We start from the raw sequence: 18729 nt of genomic DNA, 5'->3' as shown, positions 1-18729 counted from the left end.
TGCATTGACACATGGTGGGCGCCGCTGGGAATGTCCCTTGCACAAGGGCGCGCCGCCGGGCGCATTCGAGGCGAACGGGGGATCCCCAGCATGCCACCGGCCACGGAAGACCCCACCGCCGGCACGGCGGTGCCGAAAGCGTCCGCAATATCCGGAACAGAATTCTCCGATTCTCCGCCGACCGGTGGGGCCGAGGAGCCGGGCGCGTCCCCCGGGACCCCGGAGGCCGCCCCGCACCCCGTGCACGGCCGCTACCGCGGCGGCTCCGGGAACCAGCGGCTGGAGCTGCGGGTGGACGTCGACGGCGCGCGGCCGCTCGGAAAGGTGAGCGGCGACTTCTTCGGCACCAGCGGCGCCACCACCTCCTACGCGGGCTCCTTCGTCGTCCACGATCCGGTGGTCAGCCGGTCGCCGTCCGAGGTGGTGATCGAGGGCCGGGGGACCTTCACCGCCCCGGCGGCCTTCCCGGTCGTGCGCGTGACCGTCCCGCGGGTGCCGTCCGACCGGCCGCCGGCCGCCGCGGAGGTGCGGTTCTCCGGAGCCGCGGGCCAGGCGGGCGCCGCCTTCACCTGCGCGTTCGAGTCGCCGTTCTTCCGCACCGTCGAGTGGGAGCAGGACTCGGTGGCGGGCAAGGCGCCCTTCGTTTCGTATGACACCGGGTCCCTGCCGCGGCCGGCCGGCAGCCCGCCGCGCGTGCTGACGGTGCCGGGGGCGTACGCGGAGGCGGGCGTCGAGCTGCTGGTCTCCGGCGGCGCGAACGTCATAGCCGACAGCCCCGACGGCTGGACCGACCGGGAACTCCACGCCGCGATGCAGAGTCAATTCAGCAGGTGGCGGAATGCTCCGCAGTGGAAGGTATGGCTGCTGGTGGCCGGGAGTTACGCGGAAATGGCGGGCGTGCGCGGCATCATGTTCGATGCCCGGGACGCTTTCCAGCGGCAGGGCTGTGCCGTGTTCCACGACCAGATCCAGGGCGCCGACGCCGCCTCCCGGCGCGCACAGCTGCGCACGTATGTCCACGAGCTCGGCCATTCCTTCAACCTGCTGCACTCCTGGCAGAAGAACCTCGCCCGCCCACCGGCGCCGCTCGGCCCGAACAGCGGCCTGGGAGACCTCTCCTGGATGAACTACCCGCAGAACTACGACCCCGGCTCCGGCGGCCCTTCCGGCACCGCCGCCTATTGGGCGGCTTTCCCCTTCCGTTTCACCCCGGACGAAATCCTGCACCTGCGGCACGGGTTCTACCGGAACGTGGCCATGGGGGCGAGCCCCTTCCGCACGGGGTCCGCCGACGCCGAGCTCTTCGCACCGCCCCTGGCCGACGGGTCGGGGCTGCGGCTGACCCTGCGGGCGCGCAGCGCCTTCGCGTACGGCGAGCCGGTCGTCGTGGAGCTCGCGCTCGCCACGACCGATCCGCGCGGCCGCTCCACGCACGCCTTCCTCCACCCGGACGACGACATGACGGACGTCCTCATCCGGCAGCCCTCCGGGCGGACCGTGCTCCACCGCCCGCTGCTGCGGCGTTGCGTCGACGAGCGCCGTACGGTCCGCCTCGACGCGGACCGGCCCTCGGTCCACACCAGCGCGTACATCGGCTACGGCCAGGACGGGCACCACTTCGCGCAGCCGGGCACGTACCTGCTGCGCGCCCGCTACGTCGCCTCGGACGGCTCCCGCGTCGTGTCGCCCGCCCTGCGGATCGTCGTCAGGCACCCGCTGTCCGAGGCCGACGAGCACGTCGCCGAGCTGATGACGGGAGAGGAACAGGGCGCGCTCCTCGCGCTCCGCGGTTCCGACGCGCCCTCGCTGCGGGCCGGCAACGACGCGTTCGACGAGGTCGTCGAGCGCTATCCGCGGCACCGGCTGGCCGTCCACGCCCGGTTGGTGAAGGGGCTCAACGCGGAGAGCGAGTTCAAGAGCATCGCCCCCGGCGGGGCCGGGCTGACGGTGCGCCCCGCCGACGCCGGGGAGGGCGTACGGCAGCTGTCGTCGGTGGCCGAGGACTCCCTGCGGGGCCGCGGCGTCGACGACATCACCCTCGACCTCGTGATGCGGCGCCTCGCCCGCGCCCACGCCCGCCTCGGCGACCTCGACCGGGCGGGCGCCGTGCTCGACCGGGCCGTGCGGCACTTCTCCGCGACGGCGTACCGGCCGCACGTGGTGGACGCCGTGCACGGCCGGCTGGAGGCGACCCGGGCGGAACTGACCGCGGAGTTCGGCACATGAGCACGAAGGACGACCGGAACACCCTGAGCACATGAAGCGTGTGAAGCACCTTGAGCACTTGAGCACCCGAGAGCGTGACCGCCCCGGCGCCCCCGCGCGCCCGAGGCACCCCGTACGCCCGGCACACCCTCGCGCGTGACGGGCGTTCCGGAAGGCGGGCCGGTTCCCACACCCCCGGCGGGCCGGCCCGCCGCCTCCGGGCGGGTGTCCCCGTGAACGGGCCGGCCGCCCGCGCGCCGTGATCGCGCGGGCGGCCGGCCTCAGCCCCGTACCGGCGCTCCGGCCCGTCTCAGCCGTCCACCGCCAGCCGGTACCCCCGCTTCGGGACCGTGCGGACGAGACCCGCGTACGCGCCGAGCCCCTGCCGCAGCCTGGCCACGGCCGCCTCGACGGCGTGCTCGTCCGGCGGCGGGTCCGCCCACACCCGGCGCAGCAGGTCGGGGCGGCTGAGCACCCGGCCGGGCCGCTCGGCCAGGGCGCGCAGCAGCGCCGCCGGCACCGGCGGCAGCCAGATGCTCTCGCCCCCGACCAGGAGCGCGCTGCCCTGGAGTGCCATGTCCCGGCCGCCGGCCCGCAGTTCCCGCCGGCCACGGGCGGGCAGGGTCTCGGTGAGCGTGCGGACCAGGGCGCCGAGCCTGCCGCGCTCCGGCCGGACGGCCGCTACCCCGAGGTCCTCCAGCGGCCGGGCGCACAGGGGCCCGACGCACACCGGCACCACGTCCCCGCGCAGCGCGGCGAGCACCTCGTCGCGCAGGCCCGCCGTCCGCGCGGCCTCCAGGAAATAGCCGATCGCCGGCGCGCTGGTGAAGGTCAGGGCGTGCACCTCGCGGCGGGCCGTCTGCTCGGCCAGGCGGCGCACCCCCTCGGGGTCCGGTGGGGGCGCCCACCGGTAGACCCGTACCTCGATCACCTGGGCGCCGTGGTCGCGGAGCGCGGCGGCGAAGCCGTCGGCGGGCGCGCCGTGCTCCTGCACCGCTATCCGGCGGCCGCGCACGCCCCGGGCGAGCATCCAGGCCAGCAGTTCGTCACAGCCCTCGGTGCGGGGCGAGTACGTCTCCGCGAGTCCGCTGGCGCGTACGGCGCCGGTGGCCTTGGGCCCCCTGCTGAGCACCGTCGCGGCCCGGCACAGCTCGGCCAGGCGGGTGCCGTGCCCCCAGCCCTCGGCGGCGCTCATCCAGCCGCGCCAGCCGACGCCGGTCGTCGCCACCACGTAGTCGAGCGGCCGCGTGAGGCACGCCTCGGTGGCGCGGCGCAGCGCCACGTCGTCCTCGATGGGCACGATCCGCATGGCGGGAGCCCCGGTCACCCGGGCTCCCCGGCGTTCGAGGAGTGCCGTCAGTTCGTCGCGGCGCCGGTCGGCGGTCACCCCGATCACGAAGCCCGCCAGTGGACCGGCCTCTGCGGTGGTGGCGCCTGTTCCCATGCACGGCATCGTCCGCCCGTACGGTTTCGGCCTCGTTGCGCCCCCGTCACACGAGGGTTAGCGGAACCCCGGCCGGCGTTACGAAGGATGTCGTACCGCCCACGGCCGCCGGACCGGTGTGTGAGCGGCGTGTTCCGTGCCGGCAACACCGCCGAATCGGCCACGACACGGGCGGCGGCGACGCTCTTGGACATGACGACGACCGACACCCACTGCCCGTACTGCTCGCTCCAGTGCGGGATGCGGCTGCGCACCGCGGACACCGGCGCGGCCCCGGTCGAGGTGCTGGAACGGCCGGAGTTCCCGGTGAACCTGGGGGCGCTGTGCGGCAAGGGGCGGACGGCCGCGGCGGTGCTGCGGCCGGCCGTGCGGCTGACGGAGCCCCTGGTGCGCGACGTGCGGGGCGGTGAGCTGCGGCCCGCCTCCTGGGACGAGGCGCTGGACCGGACCGTCGCGGGCATGTCCGCCGCACGGGAACGTTACGGGCGGGACGCGGTGGGGGTGTTCGGCGGGGGCGGGCTGACGAACGAGAAGGCGTATCTGCTGGGCAAGTTCGCCCGGGTGGCGCTGCGGACGGCGAGCGTCGACTACAACGGCCGGTTCTGTATGTCGTCCGCGGCGGCCGCGCACCGGCGGGCCTTCGGCATCGACCGGGGGCTGCCCTTCCCGATGGCGGACATCAGCCGCACGGGCTGTGTGATCCTGGTCGGCTCGAACCCGGCCGAGACGATGCCGCCGGCGCTGCGCTACTTCCGTGAGCTGCGGGAGAACGGCGGCCGGCTGATCGTCGTCGACCCGCGCCGCACCCGGACGGCCGAGCTGGCCGATCTGCACCTCCAGCCGCTGCCGGGCGGTGATCTGGCGCTCGCCCTGGGGCTGTTGCACCTGGTCGTCGCGGACGGGCACCTGGACGAGGACTTCATCGCCCGGCGCACGACGGGCTTCGAGGCGGCCCGTGCCGCGGCGATGGCGCACTGGCCGGAGCGGGTGGAACGGCTGACGGGGGTGCCGGCGGCGACACTGGCCGCGGCCGTGGAGATGTTCACCTCCGCCCCGGAGGGCATGGTGCTGACGGCCCGGGGCCCCGAGCAGCACAGCAAGGGCACGGACACCGTCGGCGCGTGGATCAACCTGTGCCTGGCGACCGGCAGGGCGGGGCGTCCGCTGTCCGGTTACGGCTGCCTCACCGGTCAGGGCAACGGCCAGGGCGGGCGCGAGCACGGCCAGAAGGCCGACCAGCTGCCCGGCTACCGCTCGATCGAGGACCCGGCGGCCCGGGCGCACGTGGCCGCGGTGTGGGGCGTGGACCCCGCCTGCCTGCCGGGGCCCGGACGGTCGGCGTACGAGCTGCTGGACGCCCTCGGCCGGGCGGACGGGGTGCGGGCCCTGCTGGTGATGGGCTCCAACCCCGTGGTGTCCGCGCCCCGCGCGGCCCATGTGACCGAGCGGCTGCGGGCGCTGGACTTCCTCGTGGTCGCCGACCCCGTGCTCTCCGAGACCGCCCGGCTGGCCGACGTCGTCCTGCCGTCCGCCCAGTGGGCGGAGGAGACCGGCACCCTCACCAACCTGGAGGGCCGGGTGCTCCTGCGCCGAAGGGCCGTCGACGCGCCGCCGGGTGTCCGCGACGACCTCGCCGTACTGAGCGGCCTGGCCGGCCGGCTGGGGGTGCCCAAGGGCTTCCCGGCGGACCCGGAGGAGGTCTTCGAGGAGCTGCGCCGGGCCTCTGCGGGCGGCCCGGCGGACTACGCGGGCATCAGCTACGCGCGGATCGGGGCCGAGGACGGGGTGTTCTGGCCCTGCCCGGACGAGGCGCACCCGGGGACGCCCCGGATGTTCCTGGACCGCTTCGCCACCCCCGACGGCCGGGCGCGGTTCGCGGCCGTGTCGCACCGCCCGGCGGCGGAGGAACCGGACGCCGAATTCCCGCTGTTCCTGACGACGGGCCGGGTGGTGGGGCAGTACCAGAGCGGGGCGCAGACCCGCCGCGTCGAGGAGCTCAACAGGGCCGCGCCCGGCCCGTTCGTGGAGCTGCACCCCGCTCTCGCCGGGCGTCTCGGGGTGGCCGAGGGACAGCTGCTGGCCGTCAGCAGCCGGCGCGGGCGTGCGGTGGCCCCGGCCCGGGTGACCGACGCGATCCGGCCGGACACGGTCTTCATGCCGTTCCACTGGGGCGGCGAGGGGCGGGCCAACTCGGTCACCAACCCGGCCCTCGACCCGGTGTCGGGGATGCCCGAGTTCAAGGTGTGCGCGGTGCGCGTGGAGCGCGCCGCCGCGGAGGCGGACCGGTGAGGGCCGCCCGTACCCCCTCCGGGGGCGCCGTCGCCGTGGTGGGCGCGGGCATGGCGGCCGCCCGCTTCGCCGAGCGGTTCCACGCCCTGGGCGGCCGGGGCGAGGTGACCCTCTACGGTGCCGAGCCGGCCGCCCCGTACAACAGGGTGCTGCTGGCGGACGTGCTCACCGGGCGGTACGGCGCGGAGTCGCTCACCCTGCCCTATGGGACGGCGGTCGCCCGCACCGGCCGTGAGGTCACCGCCGTGGACCCGGGCGCCCGCGTCCTGCGCCTGGCGGACGGCACGAGCGCCGCGTACGACGCGCTGCTGCTGGCCACCGGGGCCGAGCCGGTGCTGCCCCCGGTGCGCGGCCTGTACGGGCCGGACGGCTCCCCGCGGGAAGGGGTGCACGTCTTCCGCACCCTCGGCGACTGCCGCCGGCTGGCCGCGGCCGCGGCGGCCGCGGAACGCGCCGTCGTCATCGGCGGCGGGGTGCTCGGGGTGAGCGCGGCCCGTGCGCTGGCGGTGCCGGGCCGGGGCCCGGGCGGGCTGCCCGTGGAGATCGTCCACCAGGCGCCGCACCTGGCCGAACGGCACCTCGACGCGCAGGCCGCCGCGCTGCTGCGGCACGGGCTCGCCGCGCTGGGCGTCGCGGTCAGCGCCGGCAGCCGGGCCCGCGCCCTGCGCGGCACCGGCCGGGTCACCGGCGTGGAACTGGCCTCCGGCCGGGTGCTGGACGCCGACCTGGTGGTGCTGGCCTGCGGGGTGCGGCCGCGCACCGGGCTCGCCCGCGCGGCCGGCCTCCCGGTCCGCACCGGGATCGTCGTCGACGACACCCTGGCCTGCGCGCCCGGCGTGTACGCGGTCGGCGACTGCGCCGAGCACCGGGGCACCGCGTACGGCACGGCCCTCGCCGCCTGGGACCAGGCCGACGTCCTGGCGGCGCGGCTCTCCGGCGCCGCTCCGGGCGCGGTGTACAGCGGTTCGCGCCCGCTGGCGCGGCTGACGGCGGGCCCCCTGGAGTACGCGGCGTTCGGCGAGACCGGCGGCGAGGGCCCGGGGCTCGACGTGCTCCGGCTGGCCGACGCCACCCGTGGCGCGTACCGGAAGCTCGTGCTGCGCGGCGACCGGCTCGTCGGCGGCATCCTCCTGGGCGACCCGGCCGCGGCCTGCGCCCTCTCCCGGGCCTACGAGCGGGACGACCCGCTGCCCGTGGACCCCCTTTCCCTGCTGATCACCCGAGGAGCGTCCCGATGACGACGAAGGAGCTGGTCCTGGTCGGCCACGGCATGGTCGGCCAGCGTTTCCTGGAAGCCCTGGCCGAACGGGCCGGCGAGGCGGGCCGGACGGGCCCGGTCGGCACCGCCGGATGGCGGGTGACCGTGCTCGCCGAGGAGCCCCGGCCCGCCTACGACCGCGTCCGGCTGACCTCGTGGTTCTCGGGGGCCTCCGCCGAGGAGCTCTCCCTGTGCCCCGAGGGGTTCATGGCCGGGAACGGCATCGAGCTGCGGCTCGCCGAACCGGCCACCGCCGTCGACCGGGACGCCCGGACGGTCACCACCGCCGCCGGGGAGCGGCTCCCCTACGACGCGCTCGTACTGGCCACCGGCTCGTACGCCTTCGTGCCGCCCGTCCCGGGGCACGACGCCCCCGGCACGCACGTCTACCGGACCCTGGAGGACCTGGAGGCGATCCGGGCCGACGCCGGCGGCGCCCGGGTGGGCGTCGTCATCGGCGGCGGGCTGCTCGGGCTGGAGGCGGCCGGCGCGCTGCGGGCCATGGGGCTGGAGACCCATGTGGTGGAGTTCGCCCCCCGGCTGATGGCCCTCCAGGTGGACGAGGGCGGCGGCGCGGTCCTGCGCCGCAAGATCGAGGAGCTGGGCGTCGTGGTGCACACCGGCGCGGGCGCCCAGCGGATCGACACCGGCGACGACGGCCGGGTGCGCGGGCTGACGCTGTCCGACGGCACGGAACTCAGCGCCGGCATGGTGGTGTTCTCCGCGGGGGTGCGGCCGCGCGACGAACTGGCCCGCGCCTGCGGGCTGCCCGTGGGCGAGCGCGGCGGGATCGTCGTCGACGAGCGGTGCCGCACCGCCGACCCCGCCGTCCTGGCCATCGGCGAGTGCGCGCTGGCGGCCGACGGCCGGGTGTACGGACTCGTCGCCCCCGGTTATGCCATGGCCGAGGCCGCCGCGCGCGAACTCACCGGCGCGGCGGGCTCCTTCACCGGGGCCGACACCTCCACCAAGCTCAAGCTGCTGGGCGTGGACGTGGCCAGCTTCGGCGACGCGCACGGCACCACCGAGGGCGCCCTCGACGTCCTGTACTCCAGCAGCCGGGAGGGCGTGTACAAGAAGCTGGTGATCGGTGCCGACGGCGCCCTGCTCGGCGGGGTGCTGGTCGGCGACACCGAGGCGTACGGGACGCTGCGCCCGCTGGCCGTCAGCGGCACCCCGCTGACCACACCGCCGGAGCGGCTGGTGCTGCCCCCGTCGGCCGGCGCCCCGGCCGGCCCGGTGACGCTGCCCGACGAGGCGGTCGTGTGCTCCTGCCACCACGTGAGCAAGGGCGAGGTCAGGGCGGCCGTGCGGGACCGGGGATGTACGTCCGTCCCGGAGGTCAAGAAGTGCACCAGGGCGGGCACGGGCTGCGGCAGTTGCGTGGGGCTGCTGAAGACCGTGGTCACCGAGGAGCTGGCGGCCGGTGGCGTGGAGAGCGCCCGGGGGCTGTGCGAGCACTTCGCGCTCACCCGCGCCGAGCTGTACGAGATCGTCCGGGTGAAGGGCATCACCGGCTTCTCCCGGCTGATCGACGAGCACGGCACCGGCGAGGGCTGCGACGTCTGCAAGCCCGTCGTCGCCTCGATCCTGGCGAGCCTCGGCAACGGCCACATCCTGGACGGTGAGCAGGCCGCCCTCCAGGACACCAACGACCACTTCCTGGCCAACCTCCAGCGCAACGGCTCGTACTCGGTGGTGCCCCGGGTGCCCGGTGGCGAGATCAGCCCCGAGGGACTGATCGTCATCGGCGAGATCGCCCGTGACTTCCGGCTCTACACCAAGATCACCGGCGGTCAGCGGATCGACCTCTTCGGCGCCCGGGTGGACGAACTGCCGCTGATCTGGAAGCGCCTGGTGGACGCCGGCTTCGAGTCCGGACACGCCTACGGCAAGGCCCTGCGCACCGTGAAGTCCTGCGTCGGCGAGACCTGGTGCCGCTTCGGGGTGCAGGACTCGGTGGCCCTCGCCATCGAGCTGGAGCTGCGCTACCGGGGCCTGCGCGCCCCGCACAAGCTGAAGTCCGCCGTGTCCGGCTGCGCCCGGGAGTGCGCCGAGGCGCGGAGCAAGGACTTCGGGGTGATCGCCACCTCGGCGGGCTGGAACCTCTACGTCGGCGGCAACGGCGGCACGTCGCCGCGCCACGCTGATCTGCTCGCCGCCGACCTCGACCGGGAGACCCTGCTCCGCACGATCGACCGGTTCCTGATGTTCTACATCCGCACCGCCGACCGGCTGGAGCGCACCGCCCCCTGGCTGGAACGGCTGGAGGGCGGCCTGGACCACCTGCGCGCGGTGGTCATGGACGACGTGCTGGGCATCTGCGCCGACCTGGACGAGCTGATGACCCGGCACATCGAGACGTACGAGGACGAGTGGGCGGCCACGCTGGCCGACCCGGACCGGCTGCGCCGCTTCGCCTCCTTCGCCAACGCCCCCGGCACCCCCGACCCGACCGTCCGCTTCGTCCCCGAGCGGGACCAGATCCGCCCCGCCCCGCCGGTGGTCGCCGGCACCACGCTGGAGGTACGCACACGATGACCGTGGAGATCCACGACGGGAGCGGCTGGCGGCCCGTCTGCGACTGGGAGGCGCTCGTCCCCGGGCGGGGCGTGGCGGTGCTGGTCGGCGAGGAGCAGGTGGCCGTGTTCCGGGACCGCGGCGGGGCGGTGTACGCCGTCGGCAACCGCGATCCGTTCAGCGGGGCGTTCGTCCTCTCGCGCGGCATCCTCGGCAGCCGGGACGGCGTGCCGGTGGTGTGCTCCCCCATGTACAAGCAGGCCTTCGACCTGCGGACGGGCAGTTGCCTGGACGAGCCGACCGCCCCGGACGGGAGCGCGGCGGAGGTGCCGGTCTGGCCTGTGCGCAGGGCGGCGGAGGACGCCGGGGGCGGCGGTGACGGGCGGGCGGAGACGCACGTGGGCGGGGCCGCGCGGGCGGAGCGGGGCGGGCGCCGGCGGCACGACATCGACGACTGGCGGCCGGAGGACCCCGGCTTCTGGCGGGAGACCGGTGCCCGTGTGGCCCGCCGCAATCTCGTCCTCTCCGTGCTCTCCGAGCACATCGGCTTCTCGGTGTGGAGCCTGTGGTCGGTGCTGGTCCTCTTCCTGGGGCCGGAGTACGGCATCGACGCGGCCGGGAAGTTCCTGCTCACGGCGCTGCCGACGGCCCTGGGCGCGGTCCTGCGGCTGCCGTACACCTTCGCGGTGGCCGTGTTCGGCGGCCGGAACTGGACGGTCGTCAGCGCGCTCCTGCTGCTGGTCCCCACCGTCCTGGCCGGGGTCGTGCTCGAACCGGGCGTCTCCTACGGCACGCTCCTGGCGGTCGCGTGCGTCGCGGGGGTGGGCGGCGGCAACTTCGCCTCCTCGATGGCGAACATCAACGCGTTCTACCCGCAGCGCCTGAAGGGCTGGGCGCTCGGCCTCAACGCCGGCGGCGGCAATCTCGGGGTCCCGGCGGTGCAGCTCGTCGGCCTGCTGCTGATGGCCGTGGCGGGCACGGGCAGCCCGCGGCTGCTGCCGCTCGTCTACATCCCGCTGATCGCCCTCGCGGCCCTGGCCGCGGCGCTGCGGATGGACAACCTCACCGCGCTGCGCAACGACAGGCGGGCCATGCGCGACGTCTGCCGGGAGCCGCACACCTGGATCGTCTCGGTGCTCTACATCGGTACGTTCGGCTCGTTCATCGGCTTCGGCTTCGCCTTCGGGCAGGTGCTCCAGGTGCAGTTCCACGACCACTTCGACACCCCGGTGAAGGCCGCGGGCGTCACCTTCCTCGGGCCGCTGCTCGGCTCGCTGGTGCGCCCGGTCGGCGGGCTGATGGCCGACCGCTGGGGCGGGGCGCGGGTGACGGTGTGGATCTACGCGGCGATGGCCGCGGGCGCGGCGGCGGTCCTGGCCGCGTCGCGCCAGGGCTCGCTGCCGCTGTTCGTCACCGGCTTCGTGGCGCTGTTCGTCCTCAGCGGCATCGGCAACGGCTCGACGTACAAGATGATTCCGGCGATCTTCCGTGCCAAGGCGCGGGCGGAGGTGGTGTCCGGCGCGGACCCGGAGGCGGCCGAGCAGCGGTCGCGGCGCCACGCCTCGGCGCTGATCGGCATCGCGGGCGCGATCGGCGCCTTCGGCGGGGTGCTCGTCAACATCGCCTTCCGCCAGTCCTTCCTGGTCTCGGGCGACGGCGAGGCGGCGTACCTGGCCTTCCTCGCCGCGTACGCGGTCTGCCTGGTGCTGACGTGGGCGGTCTATCTGCGGCCGTCGGACCGTCGGCTGCCGGGGGTGTGACGGTTGGGTTCCGCTGCTCCGGCCCCTGGGGCACCCGCCCGGGGGTCAGAGCAGCGGTCGGCGTCCGTCGTACCGCTGGAAGTAGTCCCGCAGGGCCGCGAGCCGGTGCGGCGAGACGCCCGGGGCGAGGACGCCGAGGCGGATCTGCGGGTGGGCGAGGCGGGCCAGCTCGAAGGGCCGGACCAGGGCGCCGGGGTCCTCGGGGGCGGACGCCGCGGCGGCGAAGTCGGTCCACCACACGGGCTTGTCGCCGTCGCGGTACGCGCGCATCACCTCGGCGACGGCCGGGAAGTTGGCCACCTGCCGGACGCCGGGGGGCGCCCCGGGGTCCTGGCGGGGGCGGAGGGCCAGCACGTCGAAGTGGTCGCGGGCGCCCGCGGCGTAGACGTCGCGGACGAAGCGGTGGTCGGTGTGGCGGGGGCCGCCGAGCACCACCACGGCCCCCGGGTGTCCCGTCTTCAGGCCGGCCGAGCAGGCGCGCAGGAGGGCGGCGTAGCGCGCGGCCCGCTCGCCGGGGCCGGTGACGCCGGTGGCGTCCGGGAGGTTGGGCTCGCGCCACACCTCCCAGGCGCGGACGCGGTCGCCGTAGGTGGCGCCCAGCCACTCCGCCCAGGGGCGGACGGCTTCGGGGTCCTCGGGGAAGCGCGCGGAGGGGTCCCGGGAGGCGGCGCCGGGGCGCGCCCACGCCGGGGAGTCGTGGAGGGTGACGAGGACGTCGACACCGCGCTCCGCCGCCGCGTCGAGCACGACGCCGAGGCGCCTGTTGTAGGGGTGGCCGGCGCGCGCCCTGCCGCGCCGGCGCTCGCTCTTGGGCCAGGACACGTCCACGCGGACGAGGCCGACGCCGTAGGCGCGCAGGGTGTCGAGGTGCCGGTGGAAGGCGGACCGCGGCCGGCCGCCCCGCCAGTAGCCCCTTCCCGTCCCGGGGAAGCGCGCCCCCAGCGAGGGTGGCAGGGGGTCGGCCGCGAGGGCCGGTGCGCCTGTGGGGGTGGTCGTGGCGAGAGCCGCTCCGGCGGCCGAGACGACGAAGGTACGGCGACGCATGCGGAGCAGCCTGGCACCGGCCGCCGCCGGTTCCGGCGCTCCGGAGCGGGTGTCACCCGTACAGGTGGAACGGGCGGGAGCGTGAAGCCCGTCGCGGGCGCGCGGAGCGCGTGGGCGGGAGCCCGGCCCGCCGGGCGCCGGTCACCGCCCGCCCGCGTCCACGGCCGCCCCGGGCGTCGAGGACGGTCACCCCGGCCCCCAAGGGCGGGCAAAATGAGCGTCTCGCCGGCCCCAAGGGGAACGACTACCGGACAGGAACGATCCGGTCCGTCCGCTCACCGGTGGGCGTACTCCTGTGCGCGTACCTCCTGTTGACGGGGTGCACCCACTCTTCCGCCCGCGAGGACGGCGGGTGGCGAGCCGCCCGGAGGCGCGACCGGATGTCGCCCTTGAACACCGGGCGGCCTTCTGGCGACACTGAGGTCAATTGACATGGACGCGACCATCTCATCGGCCGTCGCGCCGTGCCCCCACCTCACGCACGACCTCTCACGCACGACCTCCACGCCCGACATCGATGTCGGGCACTCCCCCACAGGAGGCACGAGTGAACCGTTCACACACCCCTGCCCGCCGCGCCGCCCTGGCCGCCGCCACCGCCGTCCTGGCCGCGACCGCGCTCACCCTGCCGAGCGCCCACGCGTCCCCCGGCCCCGCCACGCTCTCGCCCGGGAGCGCGGGCCGGCTCGCGCGGGACCTCGCCACGAGCCTCCCGGCGGCGGACGCGGCCGGCGCGTACTACGACGCCACGGCACGCACCCTGGTCGTCGGCGTCCTCGACGGGGCGACCGCCGCGAAGGTCCGCGCCGCCGGGGCGGAGGCCCGGCTCGTCCGGCACTCGGCCGCCGAGCTCGCGGCGGCCCGGAGCACCCTGAAGGAGCGCGCCGCGATACCCGGCACCGCCTGGTCCGTCGACCCGCGCCGCAACAAGGTCGTGGTCACCGCCGACAGCACGGTCCAGGGCGCCCGGCTGGCCCACGTGGAGAAGGTCGTCGCGGATCTGGGCGACAGGGCCGCGCTCAGAAGGACGTCCGGCACCTTCCGCCCGTACCTCATGGGCGGCGACGCCATCTGGGGCAGCGGGGTGCGCTGCTCGCTCGGCTTCAACATCACCAAGGGCGGGAAGCCGTACTTCCTCACCGCCGGGCACTGCGGCAACGCCTCGACGCAGTGGTCCGCCACCCAGGGCGGCCCCGTGATCGGCGTGACCGAGCAGTCGTCGTTCCCCGGCCACGACTACGCCCTCGTGCGCTACACCGCCTCCGTCGCCCACCCCAGCGCGGTCAACCTGTACAACGGCACGAGCCAACAGATCACCCGGGCCGGCGAGGCGACGGTCGGCGAGCCGGTGCGGCGCAGCGGCAGCACCACCGGCGTCAGCGACGGCGAGGTGACCGGCCTCGACGCGACCGTCAACTACGAGGAGGGCCAGGTCGACGGTCTGATCGACACCACCGTGTGCGCCGAGCCGGGCGACAGCGGCGGCGCGCTCTTCGACGGTGGGACGGCGCTCGGGCTCACCTCGGGCGGCAGTGGCGACTGCTCGTCCGGCGGCGAGACGTTCTTCCAGCCGGTGACGGACGCCCTGCGGGCGTTCGGGGCGCAGCTGCCGTGACGCCCTGAGGTCCTCCGAGGTCCTGGGGAACGGGCGCGGCCCCCGGCGCTCCTCGCGGAGCCGGGGGCCGTGCCGTGGCGCGGTACGGGCCGTCAGTTGACGCGGCCGTACCAGACGCTGCTGCTCCAGATCTTCTCCATGCGGACGGACGCGCCCGGCTTGGGCGAGTGCCAGATCTTGTTGTCGCCGGCGTAGATGCCCACGTGGTAGACGTTGCTGCCGGAGTGGAAGAAGACGAGGTCGCCGACCTGGCGGGAGCCCGCCGAGAGGTGACGGGTCTTGTTGTACTGCTGTGCGGCGGTGCGCGGGAGGGTCTTGCCGGCCTTCTTGAAGGAGTAGAGCGTCAGGCCCGAGCAGTCGAACCGGTTGGGTCCGGCGGCACCGTACTGGTAGGGCGAGCCCTTCTTGGAGGCCGCGACCTTCACCGCGGTCTGACCGGGCGTCGCCGCCTGGGCCTCGGATCCCACGCCGGGCAGCAGCATCGACGCGGTCACGGTGGCCGCGGTGAGGACGGACGCGGCGACGGCGCGGGACTTCAGTGCCGGTATGCCAGGAATCGCAGACATGCCAAAACCCTTCGTCATCCGCCTGCGAAAGATGACCTGTCGGGTTCGGGCTGTCGAAGTTGCCCGGTCACCTGAGTGACTTCACCCCAAGGACCACTGCCATCGTGGTCCGCCGTGCTTGGGTCTCCCGCTCCTGCCGATCCTTTTCGGTGTGTCCGCACCCGGTACGGCGGCAGGACTCGGCGTCCGCCCGGGTCGCCCGCCTCGGTGACGGGATCTTGTGTTCGATCCAAGATCCTGCATCACGGAATGCCGGAATCCGGCGCCGGGAGGGGTTTCTGTGAACTTCTTCACTTCACGGCCATTCAGGGAACCGGGGTATGTTTTCGCACCACACGGACCGTGTAATTCCTTTCCCCACAAGGAAGTTACCGGGGTGACCGGAGACCGGAATCGCGTCACCCGCCGCACCCTCGCACCGGAATCCGCAGAAGGGCCCGGCGTCTTTGCGTCAGAAACCCGGGAGGGCCCCCGCGCGCGGTTCGCCGGGACGGCGCGGGGGTAGCGATACGGCATGCTCACCCTAGGGATCGAGGAGGAGTATCTTCTGCTCGACCCGGCCACCGCGCTGCCCGTACCGATGGCAGAACAGGTCTGTGCGGCGGTGGACCTGGAGCCGGTCGTCCATGAGCGGGAGATTCAGCCGGAACTGCTGCAGGCCCAAGTGGAAGTCGCCACTCCGGTCTGCTCGGATCTGGCGGAGGCGAGCAGGCATCTGCTGCGGCTGCGTCACGTGGTGAGTTCCGCCGCGAAGCGCGCCGGATGCCGCATCGCCGCGAGCGGGACCGCGCCGCGCGCGGGGCTGACCCCCGTGCCCGTGACGCGCAATCCCCGCTATCTGGCCATGCACTCCGTGGCACCGCAGCTGGTCGACGAGCAGCTGGTCAACGGAATGCATGTGCATGTCGCCATCCCCGACCGGGAGGTGGGCGTAGCCGTACTCAACCGCGTCCGGCCCTGGCTGCCCGTCCTGGTGGCCATGGCCGCGAACTCCCCGATGTGGCACGGCCAGGACACCGGGTTCGCCAGCTGGCGCACGGTGGTCTACAGCCGCTGGCCGGTCAGCGGCCCGCCCCCGCACTTCGCCGATCTCGCCGACTACGAAGAGCGAATCCAGGCGCTGTTCGTCGCCGGCGCGATCACCGACCGGGGCCAGCTGTACTGGCAGGCGAGGCTGTCCGACCGCTACCCCACGATCGAGGTCCGCTGCCTGGACGTCCAGCTGCGGGTCGACGACGCCGTCATGTTCGCCGGGATAGTCCGGGCCCTGGTCGCCACGGCCATCCGGGACGAGAAGACGGGCCCGCTGCTCACCCCCTGCACCCATGAACTGCTCAGCGCGTCGAACTGGCACGCGGCGCGGTACGGGCTGGACGGCGTGCTGGTGGACCCCGGGGGCAGGCGCCGGGGGGCCGAGGCCGTGGTCCTCGCCCTCCTCGGCCACATAGGGCAGGCCCTGGAGGAAGCGGGCGACACCCGGCAGGTGAGCGCCCTGGTCCACCGGCTGCTGCGGCGCGGCACCCCGGCGGACCGGCAGCGTCGTGTCCTGGCGGCGGACGGCATCAGGGCGCTCGCGGATCTGATCACCGAGCCGTGAGCCGGGCCCGGCGAGCGGCGGCCCGGGGAACGGCGGCCCGGTGGGTCCGGACCCACCGGGCTCAGTAGTGCGGGTCCCCTTCGACCCGCCCGCCCAGCGCGCGGGCGGTGGCCGGCAGCTCGCGCAGCCGGGTGGTCAGCAGCACCGCCGCGAGGCCCAGGTAGACATAGGTCAGGACGAGGCGCGCCGACTCGTCGGGCAGCGCGAACTGCACGGCGAAGAGCACGAAGAGGCAGGCGGCCTGCCACCGCGCGAAGCGCAGGTCCAGCAGGATCACGACGGCCAGTACCGTCTGGGCCGCCGTCAGCGCGACCTCGTCCACCTGCCGGGTGACCAGCGGGAGCGCGGCCCCGCCGCCACCGGCGGCGTGGGCCAGGGGCAGACAGCCCACCAGCAGCGTCCACTGGTTGACCTTGCTGGACAGCAGGGCGCCGAGGCCGTCGCCGGCCCGCAGCCGCCAGGCGAAGACGACGGCGACGAGCAGCTCCGGCGCCTCCGAGGCCAGCGGGGCGAGCCACTGCACCAGGACGAAGCGGTCGATGCCCAGCGAGGCCCCCGCCTCGACCAGGCCGTGGGCGAAGGGCTCGGCGCAGGCGAAGACGACGGCCGCCGCGACGGCGAAGAGCGCCGCCGTGGTCGCGCGGCGGGTGGCCTTCGGCAGCTCGGCCAGCCGGCCCGGGACCCCGACCAGCTCCTCCATCTCCGCCGAGGAGCACTTGCCGATGCGGTAGAGGTAGTAGCCGTACCAGGGGATCAGCACGAGCGGGACGTACCAGGCGATCTCCCGGACCAGCGGCATGACGAAGGCGAACACGGCGGCCACCGCGAGGAAGGCCACGTCGATCCGGCGGTGCGGTTCGAGCGTGATGCCGGTCTGCGGCGCGCCCCGGCGGCGCAGGGCGAGCGCCGCGGCGAGGGCGACGAGCGGCCAGCCGACGCCCACGAGGAGCCGGTTGGCGCCGGTCATATTGGCCGCGGCGTAGGCGGCGTACGACGGATCCGATCCCGCGGCGTAGGCGAAGTAGAGGTCCACGGCATATTCCGGCAGGACCGCGATAAAGGCCAGCAGGGCGAGGGCGAGCGCTCCCGCCATATCGGCGCGGGCGGTCTCGGCGGCCCACATCAGCAGAAGCGCCGCGGAGAGCACGCCCAGCCCGAAGACGGCCACCGCCCAGCCGGGGGCCAACTCGGTCCCGCTCAGCCGCACGGCGACGGCGGGCACCGCGCCGGCGCAGGCGGCGCCCATCCGTACGGCGGTCGCCGTGGTGGAGACCACCGTGGCGGAAGGCTCCGCCGTCCGCCGTTCCTCGTCGCCCATACCGCGGATCTATCAGCAGACGGCGCGGGAGGGGCGGGGACAGCCCGGTGCGGGTTCCCGTGCCGCCCGTTCGGCCGAGGCCGTCACCACTGCCGGGTCGACGTTGACCAGGTCAGCGGCACCCCCGTGACTGCTGACCCGTACGTAGATCATGCAGCAAGGATGCGATCATTTCTGTCGAGAACTTTTCATTGGAAAAATTCTCCTATGAAATCGGCTTCCTCTGCGGTGCCGGTCGTGATATTAGGGGTGCACCGTGGACAAGGAAGCACTACAGGATCTGCTGCGGGGCCGGCGGGCCCTGATAGCCCCGGAGGACCACGGCCTGGCCCGGCCCTCGCGGCAGGGGCGGCGCGCGCCGGGGCTGACGCAGAGCCAGATCGACCAGCTGCTGCACCGCACCTACGGCACGTTCAACCGGCTGGAGACGGGCGCGTATCCCAATCCGCCCGAGGAGCTGCTGCGCGACGTGGCCCGGCTGCTGGAGTTCACCGAGCAGGAGTGGACGTCGCTGTGGCTCTACGCCGTGCACCGCGACCCGCCCTACCCGCTGCACCACCGCTCGGGCACCGAGGTGTCACGGGCCTGGCAGGACGTGGTCAACGGCCTCTCGCACATGGCCTATCTCAACGACCAGTCCTGGCGGGTACTCGCGCACAACGAGGCGTTCGCGGAGCTGTTCCCCCGGGGCGAGGTGCCGGAGAACACCATGCGCTGGATGGCGCTGCACCCCGAGGCGCGGACGGTGCTCACGGGCTGGCGGGAGCGCTGGGCGCCGATGATCCTGCCGCAGCTGCGGGCCGCCGTGGCCGCGCTGCCGCACGACGAGACCCTCGCCGAGCTGGAGGCGGACATCCTCGCCGACCCGGTGGCCGGTCCGCTGTACGAGGCGGGCGGGCGCGCGTACATCCACCCCGACGGTGATGTGCGGCCCCTGCTGCACACGAAGAAGGGGCCCGGCTGGGTGTCGCTGTGCGGCGCGCAGCCCCTGGCCTCGCCCCGGGCCCGGCTGATGGTGCTCGTCTTCCACCCGGGCGACCGGCCCAGCCCGGCCTGCCGGCCGACGCTCCACGCCGGCTGACGGCCCGGCGGCGGTACGCGCCGGAGGCCGTG

At 74.6% G+C, this 18729-nt stretch carries 13 protein-coding genes, 1 pseudogene and 1 riboswitch; of the genes and pseudogenes, 9 read left to right on the top strand and 5 right to left on the bottom strand.

Going from position 1 to position 18729, the window contains the following annotated elements:
* The first annotated feature begins 90 nt into the window (after positions 1-90).
* Positions 91-2226, top strand: a complete 2136-nt coding sequence (locus LUZ64_RS25675; RefSeq protein WP_232398813.1) for a hypothetical protein — start codon at positions 91-93, stop codon at positions 2224-2226.
* A 289-nt stretch (positions 2227-2515) separates the two neighbouring features.
* Here LUZ64_RS25675 and LUZ64_RS25670 read toward each other — a convergent pair whose 3' ends face one another.
* Entirely contained in the window at positions 2516-3649 is a 1134-nt protein-coding gene (locus LUZ64_RS25670) for a uroporphyrinogen-III synthase (protein WP_095581775.1), read from the bottom strand.
* A 192-nt stretch (positions 3650-3841) separates the two neighbouring features.
* On the opposite strand from LUZ64_RS25670, the gene LUZ64_RS25665 reads away from it, so the two are divergent.
* The 5 genes and pseudogenes from LUZ64_RS25665 (at position 3842) to LUZ64_RS25645 (ending at position 11476) form a co-directional block, all read left to right on the top strand.
* Positions 3842-5938 carry a molybdopterin oxidoreductase family protein gene (locus LUZ64_RS25665; RefSeq protein ID WP_211305043.1) on the top strand — a complete coding sequence of 699 codons (2097 nt, stop codon included), beginning with the start codon at positions 3842-3844 and terminating at the stop codon, positions 5936-5938.
* On the top strand, positions 5935-7176 hold the full coding sequence (locus LUZ64_RS25660; protein WP_267897179.1) for an NAD(P)/FAD-dependent oxidoreductase: 1242 nt from the start codon (positions 5935-5937) through the stop codon (positions 7174-7176). Before LUZ64_RS25665 ends, LUZ64_RS25660 begins: the two co-directional genes overlap by 4 nt.
* On the top strand, positions 7173-9737 hold the full coding sequence (gene nirB, locus LUZ64_RS25655; RefSeq protein WP_095581776.1) for a nitrite reductase large subunit NirB: 2565 nt from the start codon (positions 7173-7175) through the stop codon (positions 9735-9737). Before LUZ64_RS25660 ends, nirB begins: the two co-directional genes overlap by 4 nt.
* Positions 9734-10060: pseudogene (nirD, locus tag LUZ64_RS25650) on the top strand (nitrite reductase small subunit NirD); the annotation flags it as partial. The gene nirB and the pseudogene nirD, both read left to right, overlap by 4 nt.
* Positions 10061-10114: 54 nt before the next feature.
* Positions 10115-11476 carry a nitrate/nitrite transporter gene (locus tag LUZ64_RS25645; protein ID WP_232398835.1) on the top strand — a complete coding sequence of 454 codons (1362 nt, stop codon included), beginning with the start codon at positions 10115-10117 and terminating at the stop codon, positions 11474-11476.
* Between the two features lie 45 nt (positions 11477-11521).
* Here the strand turns inward: LUZ64_RS25645 and LUZ64_RS25640 are convergent, their stop codons facing one another.
* Positions 11522-12520, bottom strand: a complete 999-nt coding sequence (locus LUZ64_RS25640; protein ID WP_095581778.1) for a glycoside hydrolase 5 family protein — start codon at positions 12518-12520, stop codon at positions 11522-11524.
* A 547-nt stretch (positions 12521-13067) separates the two neighbouring features.
* Between LUZ64_RS25640 and LUZ64_RS25635 the strand changes: the two genes are divergently transcribed.
* Positions 13068-14135, top strand: a complete 1068-nt coding sequence (locus LUZ64_RS25635) for a S1 family peptidase (protein WP_443729034.1) — start codon at positions 13068-13070, stop codon at positions 14133-14135.
* Between the two features lie 92 nt (positions 14136-14227).
* On the opposite strand, the gene LUZ64_RS25630 is transcribed toward LUZ64_RS25635, so the two are convergent.
* Entirely contained in the window at positions 14228-14701 is a 474-nt protein-coding gene (locus tag LUZ64_RS25630) for a C40 family peptidase (RefSeq protein ID WP_095581780.1), read from the bottom strand.
* Positions 14702-14705: 4 nt separating this feature from the next.
* A riboswitch (cyclic di-AMP (ydaO/yuaA leader) is annotated at positions 14706-14863 on the bottom strand.
* 352 nt (positions 14864-15215) lie between these two features.
* Between LUZ64_RS25630 and LUZ64_RS25625 the strand changes: the two genes are divergently transcribed.
* Entirely contained in the window at positions 15216-16298 is a 1083-nt protein-coding gene (locus LUZ64_RS25625) for a carboxylate-amine ligase (RefSeq protein WP_095581781.1), read from the top strand.
* 61 nt (positions 16299-16359) lie between these two features.
* On the opposite strand, the gene LUZ64_RS25620 is transcribed toward LUZ64_RS25625, so the two are convergent.
* Together LUZ64_RS25620 and LUZ64_RS25615 are read right to left on the bottom strand one after the other, a co-directional pair.
* The gene (locus tag LUZ64_RS25620) at positions 16360-17616 is read right to left on the bottom strand and encodes a sodium/calcium exchanger protein (protein WP_095581782.1); all 1257 of its coding nucleotides are present in this window, start codon (positions 17614-17616) and stop codon (positions 16360-16362) included.
* Positions 17617-17628: 12 nt separating this feature from the next.
* Entirely contained in the window at positions 17629-17769 is a 141-nt protein-coding gene (locus tag LUZ64_RS25615) for a hypothetical protein (RefSeq protein ID WP_232398811.1), read from the bottom strand.
* Positions 17770-17872: 103 nt separating this feature from the next.
* Here LUZ64_RS25615 and LUZ64_RS25610 point away from each other — a divergent pair, with 103 nt between their 5' ends.
* Positions 17873-18697, top strand: a complete 825-nt coding sequence (locus LUZ64_RS25610) for an MmyB family transcriptional regulator (RefSeq protein WP_095581783.1) — start codon at positions 17873-17875, stop codon at positions 18695-18697.
* Positions 18698-18729: the final 32 nt, after the last annotated feature.

It is taken from the genome of Streptomyces albireticuli, from assembly GCF_021228125.1.
GTDB lineage: Bacteria > Actinomycetota > Actinomycetes > Streptomycetales > Streptomycetaceae > Streptomyces > Streptomyces albireticuli.
This window is presented reverse-complemented; position numbering and strand designations above follow the sequence as displayed.

Excerpts from the sequence above, each read along its gene's own strand:
- nirB (WP_095581776.1), top strand. The coding sequence starts at position 7,173 with ATGACGACGAAGGAGCTGGTCCTGGTCGGCCACGGCATGGTCGGCCAG.
- LUZ64_RS25620 (WP_095581782.1), bottom strand. The coding sequence starts at position 17,616 with ATGGGCGACGAGGAACGGCGGACGGCGGAGCCTTCCGCCACGGTGGTC.
- LUZ64_RS25665 (WP_211305043.1), top strand. The coding sequence starts at position 3,842 with ATGACGACGACCGACACCCACTGCCCGTACTGCTCGCTCCAGTGCGGG.
- LUZ64_RS25670 (WP_095581775.1), bottom strand. The coding sequence starts at position 3,649 with ATGGGAACAGGCGCCACCACCGCAGAGGCCGGTCCACTGGCGGGCTTC.
- LUZ64_RS25630 (WP_095581780.1), bottom strand. The coding sequence starts at position 14,701 with ATGTCTGCGATTCCTGGCATACCGGCACTGAAGTCCCGCGCCGTCGCC.
- LUZ64_RS25625 (WP_095581781.1), top strand. The coding sequence starts at position 15,216 with ATGCTCACCCTAGGGATCGAGGAGGAGTATCTTCTGCTCGACCCGGCC.
- LUZ64_RS25640 (WP_095581778.1), bottom strand. The coding sequence starts at position 12,520 with ATGCGTCGCCGTACCTTCGTCGTCTCGGCCGCCGGAGCGGCTCTCGCC.
- LUZ64_RS25615 (WP_232398811.1), bottom strand. The coding sequence starts at position 17,769 with ATGATCTACGTACGGGTCAGCAGTCACGGGGGTGCCGCTGACCTGGTC.
- LUZ64_RS25675 (WP_232398813.1), top strand. The coding sequence starts at position 91 with ATGCCACCGGCCACGGAAGACCCCACCGCCGGCACGGCGGTGCCGAAA.